The organism is Shewanella sp. UCD-KL21 (assembly GCF_001957135.1).
Classification (GTDB): Bacteria; Pseudomonadota; Gammaproteobacteria; order Enterobacterales; family Shewanellaceae; genus Shewanella.
In genome coordinates this window covers 88,062-100,814 of record NZ_MPHK01000014.1, presented here as the reverse complement: position 1 = coordinate 100,814, position 12,753 = coordinate 88,062, and the positions used below count along the sequence as shown (strand labels likewise).

13 protein-coding genes are annotated in these 12,753 nt (G+C 42.9%); 7 read left to right on the top strand and 6 right to left on the bottom strand.

The window, feature by feature from the left end; translation table 11 throughout:
• Positions 1-3: 3 nt before the first annotated feature.
• Positions 4-975 carry a LysR family transcriptional regulator gene (locus tag BM739_RS13510; protein WP_076541475.1) on the bottom strand — a complete coding sequence of 324 codons (972 nt, stop codon included), beginning with the start codon at positions 973-975 and terminating at the stop codon, positions 4-6.
• 345 nt (positions 976-1,320) lie between these two features.
• Between BM739_RS13510 and BM739_RS20730 the strand changes: the two genes are divergently transcribed.
• From BM739_RS20730 to mog, 3 genes are all read left to right on the top strand, one after another.
• Complete coding sequence (locus BM739_RS20730; RefSeq protein ID WP_368483159.1) at positions 1,321-1,560, top strand: NlpC/P60 family protein; 240 nt, start codon at positions 1,321-1,323, stop codon at positions 1,558-1,560.
• A 6-nt stretch (positions 1,561-1,566) separates the two neighbouring features.
• Positions 1,567-1,809 carry a C40 family peptidase gene (locus tag BM739_RS20725; protein ID WP_368483158.1) on the top strand — a complete coding sequence of 81 codons (243 nt, stop codon included), beginning with the start codon at positions 1,567-1,569 and terminating at the stop codon, positions 1,807-1,809.
• 111 nt (positions 1,810-1,920) lie between these two features.
• The gene (gene mog, locus BM739_RS13500) at positions 1,921-2,454 is read left to right on the top strand and encodes a molybdopterin adenylyltransferase (RefSeq protein ID WP_076541473.1); all 534 of its coding nucleotides are present in this window, start codon (positions 1,921-1,923) and stop codon (positions 2,452-2,454) included.
• 72 nt (positions 2,455-2,526) lie between these two features.
• Here the strand turns inward: mog and BM739_RS13495 are convergent, their stop codons facing one another.
• Positions 2,527-2,706 carry a hypothetical protein gene (locus BM739_RS13495; RefSeq protein ID WP_076541471.1) on the bottom strand — a complete coding sequence of 60 codons (180 nt, stop codon included), beginning with the start codon at positions 2,704-2,706 and terminating at the stop codon, positions 2,527-2,529.
• A 164-nt stretch (positions 2,707-2,870) separates the two neighbouring features.
• On the opposite strand from BM739_RS13495, the gene BM739_RS13490 reads away from it, so the two are divergent.
• Positions 2,871-3,875, top strand: a complete 1,005-nt coding sequence (locus BM739_RS13490) for a GlxA family transcriptional regulator (RefSeq protein WP_076541469.1) — start codon at positions 2,871-2,873, stop codon at positions 3,873-3,875.
• Positions 3,876-4,039: 164 nt separating this feature from the next.
• On the opposite strand, the gene BM739_RS13485 is transcribed toward BM739_RS13490, so the two are convergent.
• The 3 genes from BM739_RS13485 to BM739_RS13475 form a co-directional block, all read right to left on the bottom strand.
• Positions 4,040-5,173, bottom strand: a complete 1,134-nt coding sequence (locus tag BM739_RS13485) for an ABC transporter permease (protein ID WP_076541467.1) — start codon at positions 5,171-5,173, stop codon at positions 4,040-4,042.
• An 88-nt stretch (positions 5,174-5,261) separates the two neighbouring features.
• The gene (locus tag BM739_RS13480; protein WP_076541465.1) at positions 5,262-5,996 is read right to left on the bottom strand and encodes an ATP-binding cassette domain-containing protein; all 735 of its coding nucleotides are present in this window, start codon (positions 5,994-5,996) and stop codon (positions 5,262-5,264) included.
• 2 nt (positions 5,997-5,998) lie between these two features.
• Positions 5,999-7,522 (bottom strand): alpha/beta hydrolase, encoded by a 1,524-nt coding sequence (locus tag BM739_RS13475; protein WP_076541518.1) that lies wholly within the window; start codon positions 7,520-7,522, stop codon positions 5,999-6,001.
• Positions 7,523-8,432: 910 nt separating this feature from the next.
• Between BM739_RS13475 and BM739_RS13470 the strand changes: the two genes are divergently transcribed.
• A complete protein-coding gene (locus tag BM739_RS13470) occupies positions 8,433-10,226 on the top strand; it encodes a long-chain fatty acid--CoA ligase (protein WP_076541462.1) in 1,794 nt (597 codons plus the stop codon).
• A 196-nt stretch (positions 10,227-10,422) separates the two neighbouring features.
• Positions 10,423-10,833, top strand: coding sequence for a thioesterase family protein (locus BM739_RS13465; RefSeq protein ID WP_076541460.1), 411 nt, complete (start codon positions 10,423-10,425; stop codon positions 10,831-10,833).
• A 23-nt stretch (positions 10,834-10,856) separates the two neighbouring features.
• Here BM739_RS13465 and BM739_RS13460 read toward each other — a convergent pair whose 3' ends face one another.
• Positions 10,857-11,282: a thioesterase family protein gene (locus BM739_RS13460; RefSeq protein ID WP_076541457.1), complete on the bottom strand. Its 426-nt coding sequence runs from the start codon at positions 11,280-11,282 to the stop codon at positions 10,857-10,859.
• A 148-nt stretch (positions 11,283-11,430) separates the two neighbouring features.
• On the opposite strand from BM739_RS13460, the gene BM739_RS13455 reads away from it, so the two are divergent.
• Positions 11,431-12,699, top strand: coding sequence for a hypothetical protein (locus tag BM739_RS13455; protein WP_139326889.1), 1,269 nt, complete (start codon positions 11,431-11,433; stop codon positions 12,697-12,699).
• Positions 12,700-12,753 lie beyond the last annotated feature (54 nt).

Sequence of the window (12,753 nt, the reverse complement as noted above, 5' to 3'; positions counted from 1 at the left end):
ATACTACTGCAGCTGGGTATTTTCATAGCAAGTCTGGTAATCAGTTAAGTTACTTTTCATGACTTTAGTTAATGCGTCAGTGAATTCTTGTTCATGGGCATCATGATATTGTAATAAGTGTAGAGGTGCTTTCCAGCCATTTATCTCAGCAGTATGCTTTTTGTAAAAGTCAGTTAAATCAACCAGCTCAATATCGTCTCGTTGTTCACCAATAAAGTAAGGGAACACGGATGAAACCCAGCAAATATCATTAGAGTTAACTATTTTTTCAAATGCCATAAACAAGCTTGAAGTAATTAAACTGATCTCAATATTTTTATCGATTCTTTGCCCATAAAGGTCAATAAGCTCATTGAGTTCGGCAATTGGACCGTTATTAATCAATACCAGTTTATGATTAAAAATGGCTTCCATAGTGATTTCATCTTGTAAAATAGGATGGTTCTTTTTAACGGCTAAGAACCAATATTTTACTTCACCTAATGTGCAGGTTTGGACATTTTCTTGGTGATGAGAGCGGCTACTGAAACAATAATCAATTTTACCTTGGGCAATCAGTTGTTCTACATTCTCGGCTCCAGCATGGATATCAACGGTTCTGGATATCCCTAAATCTTTACTGACCTGCTCAATGGCGTTAAGCATAAAGCCCGACATATGCTCTGGCGCCGAAACATGCAGCACCTTGTGGTGATCGGGTTTAGCGTTAGCAATCAGCGCCATGTCATCATAAGTGGCAATAATGGCTTTCGCTAAAGGGTACAGGCGCTTTGCCATGGCGTTAGGTTGCAGGCCGTATTGTTGTCTGACAAATAACTCATTATTGATAATTTCACGCATATTGCTTAGTGCTCGACTAATTTTAGGCTGAGTGCTATTAAGCTTTTTTGCCACAACGGAGCCATTTTTAAATTCGAATAAGCCGATCAGTACTTCTAACGTAAAATAATCTAGTCTTGATAGTTGCTTTTGCATAGGTTTTACCAAGTGAGCCAGTCAGGATATTTACGTTAGCATACTAAGTAAGGGCTAAAAGGTGCTTAAATCACACAAACACTCATAAAGAGGTACTATGTGATATTGGTAAGACTGATTTTTCATTCTCTTCGGTTAGAAGAGTCTAAAGTTATTATTATTGTCACTAAGCTGTTGTTATTTAGTGGTGTTATGGTTCTGTATGTTAGTTTTGTAGTCAGCTTTGTTGGGCATCGGTGTTTTAATGAATGACACTTTTTTCGATAGCCAAATAACCCTTCAATGCATCGATGGCAGATCTAGATAGTGGCAGATAGGCGTTGTATAAATCATAAGGGGAGGCTTTTGTACAAAATATGCGCCATAGCATTAGTTGGGCTGATTATGAGTGGTTGTTCTGCTCGTATTGAGCAAGTTGCTAGCAATGGTAATGCTGTTGGTGGCTATAGCACCATGACTGATTCTAAGCTGTGGAATGAAGTGCGGCTATTACAATTTCATCGTCAGTGGCAGGGTACGCCTTATCGTTTGGGTGGGCTGTCAAAGTCGGGGCTGGATTGTTCTGGACTTGTTTATGTTGCTTAGCAAGATTTGGTAGGGCCCAGTTTACCTCGTACTGTAAAAGGGCAAACCACGCTGGGTCAGCGCATTAATCGTAGTGAACTACAAAGCGGGGATTTAGTGTTTTTTAAAACCACGGGTTCAGGTCGCCATGTCGGTGTGTATTTGTCTGGTAATCGCTTTTTACACGTATCGAGTAAAAAAGGGGTGATAATTTCCAGTATGGATAACGTTTATTGGAAGCCGCGCTATTGGTTTGCCAGTCGCATTTAAATATAGTTGCGTTATCTGTTGATCAATCTCTCCGCTATGGCTAATAAATTATGTTATTTTAGCCTCATCTAAGTCGTTATTGTTTATGTGATCAAGTTTAAGGACCCAGTCATGACTAAAGCTAAAATCGGTATTGTTACAGTAAGTGATCGTGCCAGCGCAGGTGTGTACGAAGATTTATCAGGTAAGGCCATCATTGATGTACTAAATGAGTACTTAACCTCTGAATGGGAACCTGTTTATAAAGTTATCCCTGATGAGACTGATGTGATTGAAGCCACATTGATTGAGATGGCTGATGTGCAAAACTGTAGCCTCATTGTCACAACGGGCGGTACTGGCCCTGCTAAACGTGATGTTACCCCTGAAGCAACTGAAGCTGTGTGCGATAGAATGATGCCCGGTTTTGGTGAACTGATGCGCGCAGAATCATTAAAGTTTGTGCCAACCGCGATTTTATCACGCCAAACAGCGGGTTTACGTGGTGATTCGTTAATCGTTAACTTACCTGGCAAGCCTAAGTCTATTCGTGAGTGTTTAGATGCGGTATTCCCAGCGATCCCTTACTGTATTGATTTGATGGATGGCCCTTTTTTAGAGTGTGATGAGTCAGTCATCAAGCCATTTAGACCAAAAGCAAAATAATGCGTTGAAAAGTTTGTTTTAGCGATGAATAAAAACCAGCCTCGGCTGGTTTTTATGTTTGTAATCTAGCATTTAAGCCCCTTTTCTGAGGATTAAATTGGCGCTGTAACCGGTAAATAGCACCAAACTTGGTATGGCAACAAAGTGGGCAAATATATCGGGTTGAGTACTAAAGTTTAGCCAAAATAGTAATCCCCAGCTTATTAATAAATAGCCAATGCTGAGTGCGATATGTGGTATGTATTTTTTCATTGTAGTTTCCTTACTGGGTATTTCATTCACTAAGTTGTTACTGGCTTAGCTCCTCAATGACCAGCTTTAAACTTAACTCTATAAGTATAAAAACTAGACAATCTATTAGTAAGTGTCATTATTGACAAAATCAGGGTCGATAGTGACATTGTTTGGGGTTTATCATGAAAAGGATTTACATTCTTGCTGCGGGTAATGTTGTGGCAGGTGGTTTAGTCAGTTTTCTCGATGTGTTCAGTTTCTGTAATAGTTATTGGCGGCGGATGCATGCCGAGGTGACTGAAGATTTATTCCATTGTCAGGTCATTTCCAGTGATGGCGAAAACGTTAAAACCACCCAAGGGTTCGAAATTCCAGCCAAAGGTTTTGAGCACCCTGAAGATATTTTGCAAGCTGATGCGGTTATTTTGGCAGCCTCTTTTGTGACCAATCGGCAGGAGTTTCAAGCGCTGTTAACCGATTTTGAGCCATTGTTTGCGCCGCTAGCCACCTTTGTGGAAAGTGAAAAACCCTTAGCGGCGTATTGTTCTGGGACACTATTGCTAGCGGCATCGGGACTACTTAACCAAAGGCGTGCCACGACGGTGTGGTGGCTAAGGGAAATGTTTGAGCGCAACTTTAAAGAAGTTGATTTGAGTATGGATACATTCATTGTGTCTGACGGTCAGTTTCACACTGCAGGGGCGACCACCTCAAATTTAAGTTTGGCGCTGCATTTGGTCTCAATGCTGGCTGGCGAGGAGCTGGCGCAACAGATGTCGAAGATTTTATTGATTGATCCCAATCGCTCTCAACAGCCTTTTATGACCATGTCGATTAATCCTGAGCAACATAATGATGAGTTGATCCACAAGGTGCAGTTATGGATGCAGTTGGATTTGAGTCAGCATTGGTCATTGGATGACATTGCCGATAAATTTGCCGTGGGTAAACGCACTTTAATTAGACGCTTTAAAAAAGCGGTCAATGAAACCCCTGCCAGTTATATGCAGCGATTGCGGGTGGATGAGGCGAAACGTTTACTGGAAACCACCGATCTTGCTATTGAGCACATTGTTCAGCGGGTCGGCTATGAGGATGTTAGCTCATTTAGAAAACTGTTTATTCAACTCACCAGCTTAAGCCCTAGGGCATATAGGCAAAAATTTAATATCAATATCCGCTGGTAACGCAAATGAGGTTATTCATGATGGCGTTTATGACAATTACAGCTGATTAATTTACGGCTTCAGCTCATCGCTTGTTTTTGAGTCATCCCCCTTGATCGTTAAACTTTATTGACTGGCTCGATGTTACTTGAGCCAGTCATGTTCAAATGATTAATTAACTGGCATTACAAGCCAAAGACCACTTTTTCACTTTTAAGTAGCTTCTCTAACCCCAGCGCCAAAGCGATTGAAATCACTATGGTGGCCGCAGATGAAACTAACAGCTGCAACATGGGCACTTCACGGCCTTTAATAAACGCCATTAATGCTTGTTGCTGACCTGATACTGGCAACCACTCCAGCATGTCTGGGGCTATGTTGTAACTGGCGGCCATGGATAAGGCCAGCGGTACAAATAACACCATAGTCAGATAGGACTGCGCCTCTTTAAAACTCTTCGCCATAAATGACACGAACAGCTGCAGGGTCGCCGCCATAATCGCTAACGGAATGCCAATAAATAACATCAGTGCCATAAAGTCAGGCGAAATCGTGACGCTAAAGCCCAGTTGCTGCCAAGGCACAAAGGTATAAGCGAATTTAGAGACCAGTAAAATCAAGATTAACCCCAGCAAGGCAAAGCAAGTCACTGCGATAATTTTGCCTAACACTAGCTGACGGGTACTAATCGGGTGGCTTAACAGTAATGCCAGCGAGTTACGTTCACGCTCCCCCGCGCTAGTATCAATAGCAAGGTTCATTCCTGAGATAAACACCGAATAAATCATGGTGAAAATCGCGATACCGAGAATAAAGCCACCTTTTGAGTCAGCTGTTGCTTGATCTTCCACAATTACTTTAATCGGCTGCACTACAGCAGGATTAATGCCGCGAGCAATTAAGCGTAAGCTGCCCATTTCACCGCTGTAGGCTTGTAATTGCATTTCTACTCGGCGAATAGATTTTTGCAGTTTTTCATTGGAGTTATCAGCAATCAGAGTGACTTCAGCAGGTTTCGCTGCCGCCATTTGTACGGCGTAGTCAGCACTGATGATTAACTCAATGTCTTTGGTGTCGTTATCATCAGTATGGGTAATACCGCGATTATTTAAAAAGCGTACTAAGTCAGGGGCATTGTCAGCATTGCTGATTTTAATATTGAGATCTTCAGGGCTTGAAAGCTGACCAATAAGCACCATAAACATGCCGCACATTAAAATAGGTGTACCAATGGCGTAATATAATCCCGCCATCACCGAGCGTTTGTCGCGCATTGCATCAATGAGTTCTTTTTGAACCATGGCTAATATGGTTTTCATTAGGCTGGCATTCCTTTGTCAGTATTGTAATCAAGATTGATCAATGCGGGGTTATTTGCTGTTTGAATTAGAGTTAAAATCGTTTTCATTAGGCTGCGATCCCTTCGTCAGTTCCAATCAGTTTTATAAAGGCTTCTTCTAATGAGTCTTCACCGGTTTGCTGGCATAACTCGGCGGGGCTACCAGTGGCAACAACCTTACCATTGGCCATTACAATTACTTGATCGCACAGCGCAGCGACTTCTTGCATCACATGGCTTGAGAACAAAACACAGTGGCCGGCTTTTTTGAGCTCGATCAGAATGTCACGTAGTAAGCGGGTACTCATAACATCTAAACCACGGGTTGGCTCATCCAAAATAATATTGGTTGGCTGGTGGACAATCGCTTGAGCTAAGGCCGTTTTCATCCGCTGGCCTTGGGAAAACCCCTTACAGCGTCGATCGGCAATATCATCTAATTTAAGCTGGGCAATGACGTTGGCTGTCGCTTGTTTAGCATCGGCTTTTGACATGCCACTTAGCTGAGCAAAATAGCTGATGTATTCTCTTGGCGATAAACGCTCATAAAGGCCAAATGGATCAGGGAATAAACCTAGCTGTGCTTTGGCTTTAGTGGGTTCTTTGGCCACATCAATACCATCGATTTCAGCATGGCCTTCATCAGCGGCCAATAAGCCAAACACTGTGCGTAAACAGGTGGTTTTGCCTGCGCCATTGGGGCCAAGTAGGCCAGTAATATGGCCGTCATGGGCACTGAAACTTAAGTTGTCTAGCGCTTGTACGTCACCAATTTTTTTCGAGAGATTAGATACGGTAATCATGATTATTCTTCCCCTGCTGGAATGGTTTCAACAGTATTGGCATTGAGGTAAAAGCTGCGGCGGGTGTCTTGTTCAAGGCACTCTGCATCGATATCGTCAATTGAACCTGACTTGACTAAATCGGCGATTAACTCATTACCACAGCTTTGATAGGCCACGCCGTGGGTCGCATACAAAGAAGTAAAATGCTTGGCATTAGTAAGTTTTTCAGTGGCCATATCGCCCCAGCTTGGCGGCGTTGCGGGGTCTAACTCACCTGATAGTAAAAGCGTTGGAATATCACTTTCAATGGCGTCACTAAAGCTGTCATTCACTTGTGGCATATTCCACACACTACAGGTCGCTTCTAAGCCTTCGAGCATGGTTTGAGCCATATATGAGCCTTTAGCTTGCTGGCGCATATCATCGGTAATGCGGTGGATATCTTCACCACACACGACTGAAGCGTGCATACCTAATGCAATACCAGTGCTATCAGTTGTCAGGGTGTAAATACCAAGGATTGGTTGGTAGTTACCTAACGCTGCTTGATGAATAGCATGGGGGATTAAGGCGCGAATATTGGGCATATATAATGCCATTCTGATGGCGCCATTATATTTACCACGTGTGAGGGTAAAGCTGGCAAGCTCATCGGTTTGCGGATCGCGGGTTTGGGTAATGATAGGCGCTTTAGCTAGGGCTGAGTCTACTGTTTCAAACTCTTGCTTTAACTCAGGGAACTGCTGCTGACATTGGCTGTTTTGCTGGCAATCTTGAAATAATAAATCATAGCCACGGTCAATGGCGCTGCCAATGGCGATAACACTTTGCTGCATTGGCACTACGCCATCTAAGGTTACTGTGGCTATGGCTTGCGGGTATTCACGCATATAAAGCTGCGCCATACGGGTGCCGTAAGATACGCCATAAAGGTGCAGTTTTTCATAACCTAAATGCTGACGCACGGCTTCAAAATCGGTTAGTGCAGTTAAGCTGCCATATTGGCTGACATCGGCATCAAGGTTATCAAGGCATTCTTGGGTGTCTTTGGCGATATCAATATCGTCATCATTAAACGTTAGCGCCGACATATTGTCATCATCACAAGCCAGCAGGTTTGATTGGCCCGTGCCGCGCTGATCTATCAGTAATATATCTCTATCTTGGCGCACTTTAGCTAACATGCGATCAAAGCCTGCGGCATTTTCAATGGCTGACTGACCAGGGCCGCCTGCAATGGCGAGCATGGCTTGTTTTTTAAAGCTGGGCTTAATGGCTGGCAATACTGCGTAATGAACCGAGATGGTTTTGCCATCAGGTTTGGCTGGGTTTTCAGCAAGCTCAAGTGAGCCACATTGCATTTGCTCTGATAAACCATCGAGGTAGCAGCTTGATAAAATAGGGCTATTGGTTGCAGCAACTTGGTTTTGACTGTCGTCGGCTATCGCTGAGTGACTTAAAGTTAGGCCAATCGTGAGGCTTAGCGCCGAAAGTAATAAGGACGAGCGCTTTTTGCTACTCGTCTTTATGGGTTGGTTAACCATGTCTGACTCTCCTTGTGACATTAGTTGGTTGATGTTCATGACACCTTTCCTTTTTGTATTTCATGATGATTATGGTCACTCATGTCTGCTTACTTAAGTGCGACCGCCGGTAAGCAAATGATAATTTTCAGCTAGTAAATGCAGAAAACCTCTAACGGGTCGCTTTGACTGGCACTATTATAAATAGCAGCCATGTTGTAAATTCTTAAATTGATTCTAAATAACATTGCAGTCAATAACTTAGAGTGTACTTATTTATAAGCTCACTATGAAGCTGTCAATCAAGATTATTTGAGCATTATGGGTTAATCAGCACTGCGTCTTTGCTGGTGTGCTTATTAATTTATTGGACACGTGTTCAGTGTTGTCTAGTTAGCGAAAGTGTATTTGTATTGGTAAATTTAAGCGCTAAACAGAATTTAATAGCTCCATTTTGTAAGCCTCGGCAGTGCTTGTTAATGACTATAATGCGAATAATGAGGCGACTTTGTTTGTTGGCAGCTGCTTTTAATCGGTAATAGCGCTAGCAGTGGGCACTATGAGTCGCTCGGTGCGGCAATTCAGCTTGTGTGTGGTCATCATTTTCTTTCAAGCGCTGCGGTTAGCAATCTCTTTGGTGCAGTTACCACAGCAGGCTCTGCAGAGACACAGTATTGCAGCGACATAGTATTGCAGTGACATAGTTTACTGCGACATAGCTTTACAGTGACATAGTATTACTGGTGTTAATGGCTATTTTACCGGTTATCAGTAAAGCCAAGTTATGGAAAAACCTTGTTACACGAATGTAATAATCAGCCTAAAAATGTGAGTTGCGCTTAATTTAGGCTAAAAACGCTTATTATTCCTGATGGCTTGCAGTAGAATGCCCGCAAAAGCGGAACACTTGTAAGCTTAAAGGTGGTTAGTAATGTCTCTTGAAAAATTTCACTTAGTAAGACTGCTACAGCAGCAAAGCCAAGCATTAAAAGATAAAATCGCCCTCGAAGGATTTGAGATGGCCGCTCCATGGAACAAAGTTTCTTGGAGCCAGTTTGATACTATTACCAACAAAGTCGCACAAGTGTTGATCGACTTTGGACTAAAAGCCCAGGACAAAGTTGTCATTGTGGCGCAAAACAGCCCCCAGTGGAGCTGTGCTGATATCGGCGCATTAAAAGCCCGTACTGTTGTGGTGCCTGTATACCCAACAAGTACCATGGAACAAGCGGTGTTTATCGTTAACGATGCTCGCGCCAAAGTCATTTTCGCCGGTGATGAAAGCCAATATGCCAGCGCCCGTAAAATTCAAGCCCAATGCCCAAGTGTTGAGCACGTGATTGTGTTCGATAGCAAAGTCAAATTAGCATCAGATGAGCATTTTCATTTTGATGACTTATTAATGTCTGAGGCAACCCCAGCAAGTGAAGCGGAATTAAGCCTGCGTTTATCGCAGACTAGCCTTGATGATTTACTGACGCTGATTTATACCTCAGGTACCACGGGTGACCCTAAAGGCGTGATGCTGGATTACCGTAATATCGCTTCTATGGTTGAGCAACACGATGCCGAAATCGCCTTTAAATCAGGTGACGTGTCGTTAGCCTTTTTACCATTAAGCCATGTATTTGAGCGCGGTTGGACTTTCTACGTACTTTGCCGCGGTGGTCATAATGTATATCTAAATGACACCAATCGCGTTAAAGAAGCCATTGCCGCGGTTAGGCCGCATACTTTATGTGTGGTGCCACGCTTTTTAGAAAAAGTGTATAGCGCAGTCCATGACAAGGTGAATAGCGCGCCAGTCATTCGTCAAAAATTGTTTAACTGGGCAATCGGTGTGGGTGCACGTCAGTTTGAAGTGGGCCAAGGTCGTAAACGTGCAAGTTTTGCTTTATCTACGCAGTGGAAATTGGCTAACAAGTTAGTCTTTAGCAAGTTGCAAAATGTATTAGGCGGTCGTCTTAAGTTTATGCCAGTGGGCGGCGCAGCGTTAGATGTTAATGTTGGCGGCTTTTTCCATAGTATTGGCGTGCCGATTTTATGTGGCTACGGCATGACAGAAACCTGCGCTACAGTAACCTGTAACACCTTAGATAACCGCGTTTCGGGTTCAAACGGCAAGCCATTACACGCCATGGAAGTGAAAATCGGCGACAACAACGAAATTTTGATTCGCGGTGAAACCGTTATGCGTGGTTATTATAATCGCCCACAAGATACCGCAGAAGCTTTTGAAGATGGTTGGTTAAAAACCGGTGACGCTGGCATGTTAGATGCTGAAGGTAACTTATATATTACCGATCGCATTAAAGAGTTAATGAAAACCTCAAACGGTAAGTATATTGCGCCGCAACGGGTTGAAGGTAAGGTCAGCTGTTGTCCGTTCATCGAGCAAGTGGCTATTGTCGCCGATGCGCGCAACTATGTTTCTGCTTTGATCGTACCTGCATTTGAGTCGTTAGATGCGTGGGCAAAAGAGAAAGGCATTAGTTACGAGTCGCCGCTGGAATTACTGCGCCACTCACATGTGATTGAGCACTTTGAGCAACGCTTAAAAGAGCTACAACATGAGTTAGCAGGGTTTGAAAAAATCAAAAAATTCACCTTACTACCGGAAGCATTCTCGACTGAGTCAGGGTTAATCACCCCAACCATGAAACTGCGTCGTAAGAATATTTATACTAAATATGACCGTGAAATTAATGCGATGTACGCTCGCTAGTACAGATTAACTCAGTACGGCAGTACGAATTAAGTTACTGGTTTACATTTATTTCAAAAGGGAGCTGATAGCTCCCTTTTTTGTGGCCATTATTTATAGGTGACTCAAACACAAAGGTCGCTTAAGCTATCGGCTGCCGAATTTAAATCCGCTGGTTGTAACAGCTTAAAAACTATAATAATAAAAGGACTTACCTATGTCAGAAACTCAATTTAGCCTGAATCTTAGCCCGCGTTTTTGCGAAACCGATGCCTTAGGCCATATCAATAACACAGTGATCCCTGTGTGGTTTGAAGCGGCGCGTGAGCCGATTTTTGAGATTGTGAATCCCGGCCAAGATTTATCGAAGTGGAACATGATTATCGCAGGCTTCACCATTGCTTTTAACGCTCCGACTTTTTATGGCGCTGAAGTAACGCTAAAAACCTACGTGAGCCGAGTGGGTAATAGCAGTTTTGAAATAGCCCAAAGCTGTTGGCAAAATGGCCGCCAAACAGCAGAAGCTAAAACCACTATGGTGCATTACGATTATCAAGCAGAAAAGAGTAAGCCGATAACTGATGCGGTAAAAAGCCAATTAGCGCAGCTAACTGGCCCAGTTAAATAATCTAGCCCAAATACCACATTAAGCTACTCGCCATGCAGCTCTAATGCTGCTAATAATTCAGCGGTTAGAGTGGCTTTTTGGCCTGTTTTAAAGTTAAACATCACCACTTTAGCCGTGCCCGTGGTGGTAATGGCTTGTTGGGCTTTACTAAAAATACGGTAATGCATTATAAAGCGGTCTTGTTTAATATCGCTGATCGTGATGCCAACGAGCAAAGTGTCAGGAAAGGTCACAGGGCGTTTAAATTTCGCCTGAGTTTCACTAAGTACTGGGCCCACTGAGGTTTTTTTCAATTCTTCCATCATGTTTATTTGACTGAAAAAATCAATTCTTGCCGTCTCAAAATAGCGAAAATACACTGCATTATTGACGTGATTTAATGCATCCATTTCTCCCCATGCCACCGGGATTTCAGTAATAATTGAGTTTTGCGCGATAAACTGTTCCATAACACCACTTAATGTAAACGTTCGTTTGAATTTTGTGCAGCATATCAGTCACCCCTTAATTCAACAACCTCGGCTAATTCTTTGCTATCGATTTGCCAATATGCTTTGATGATTATTAATGATGTCATTGCTAGGGAATGCGCAGAAATTGAAATCCTTAAACTATGCTCGCTTGCAGCAGCTGATCAGCGAACCCATAAATAGTTGGCGCGCCTTGCCAAGCGCGATTGTCACCTACTTTAAAACCGTTATCGGCAAGCTCACCGTGGCGCAAAAGTTATACTTTATTGCCTTCTTGCTTATGCTGGTTTTTGATGGTTTCACCTTAGTGGCTATCATTGCCATGATCGCAATGATGGTCGAGTTTTGGCCACTGTTTACTAAAACCTGGCATAGTTTGGCCGGCAAAGCCTTTTTATTATTGTTTTATGCGGTGATAGCGAACTTTTCTCTGGTGTGGGCTGGGACCGTAGTAAATGAAGTCACCGGTATTTCGGCGCAGCACTTAGCTTATACCCACAATTTAGTGGTGCTGCTGTATATGCCAGTGTGGTTTGTGGTGATCAGTGGCATAGCGTTAATGCTGCTTCAGTTTGCGATCCCACTGTATTTTGTATTTCGACCATTTTTTAAATTGATTGGCGTGAAAGCGATTAGCTTTACCAACAGCAAGCATTACCGTAAACGGACTATTTTGTTACGGGTGATCCTCGCTTATATCGTGCTAACCAATATCTTACTGCTGGGAGATTTTGAACACAGTTTTGATAGCATTGACCCTAAGGCCAGAATGGCGAGCTTATTAAAAGAAGAAGCCAGTATTCAGGGAAAAAATGTTGTTAAAGCGCCAGAGCCTATAACGCCAGAGCCTACTCCTGCAAAGCCGATCGCTGAAGAGAAAATCCCCCAAGAGTTTGAACAACTGGTTAAAGATATGACCGGTAATTCTATCGCTGAAATTTACCAAGGCAATTTAGCGTCAGCGGATGTTACTGCGGATATAGCAAAGCCTACCTCTGAACAATCAGCACCTGAACAAGCTGGCTTTGAAGAAACTGAAGCAGAAAAGACTAAGCAGCTGATTGAAGATATTAGCGGAGAAGCAACCGATGACTTTGAGGACGCTGATGCATTTAATATTAACCTTAGCGATGACAGTACTGAGCGCCGTTATGACTTAGTGCGTGAAGCGTATCGAGTATTGGTCAGAAGCATGGTTGCAGGCTTTGTATATTATTTTGAAGCAGACCAATTTTCTCGTTGTGAGCACATTAAAGACAGTAAAGTGGTTGAGCTTAATGATTATGAAATTTTAGAGATTAGCGCTGATAAAGACAAAGGCAAATACGGCTACACATTTACAGTTAAGCAGTGTATCTCTCCTGCATTCCCTGCGGCTTATTATTCGGCGCAATAAGTAGTTTTTGCAAACTTGAAGGCTGGTTTTAAATAGCTTGTTTTGTAAAAAAGC

Bases quoted from the DNA above. Each gene is read 5' to 3' on its own strand.
- BM739_RS13470 (WP_076541462.1), top strand. From the start codon at position 8,433: ATGTCTCTTGAAAAATTTCACTTAGTAAGACTGCTACAGCAGCAAAGC.
- BM739_RS13465 (WP_076541460.1), top strand. From the start codon at position 10,423: ATGTCAGAAACTCAATTTAGCCTGAATCTTAGCCCGCGTTTTTGCGAA.
- BM739_RS13460 (WP_076541457.1), bottom strand. From the start codon at position 11,282: ATGGAACAGTTTATCGCGCAAAACTCAATTATTACTGAAATCCCGGTG.
- BM739_RS13475 (WP_076541518.1), bottom strand. From the start codon at position 7,522: ATGGTTAACCAACCCATAAAGACGAGTAGCAAAAAGCGCTCGTCCTTA.
- BM739_RS13495 (WP_076541471.1), bottom strand. From the start codon at position 2,706: ATGAAAAAATACATACCACATATCGCACTCAGCATTGGCTATTTATTA.
- BM739_RS13485 (WP_076541467.1), bottom strand. From the start codon at position 5,173: ATGAAAACCATATTAGCCATGGTTCAAAAAGAACTCATTGATGCAATG.
- mog (WP_076541473.1), top strand. From the start codon at position 1,921: ATGACTAAAGCTAAAATCGGTATTGTTACAGTAAGTGATCGTGCCAGC.
- BM739_RS13480 (WP_076541465.1), bottom strand. From the start codon at position 5,996: ATGATTACCGTATCTAATCTCTCGAAAAAAATTGGTGACGTACAAGCG.
- BM739_RS13510 (WP_076541475.1), bottom strand. From the start codon at position 975: ATGCAAAAGCAACTATCAAGACTAGATTATTTTACGTTAGAAGTACTG.
- BM739_RS13490 (WP_076541469.1), top strand. From the start codon at position 2,871: ATGAAAAGGATTTACATTCTTGCTGCGGGTAATGTTGTGGCAGGTGGT.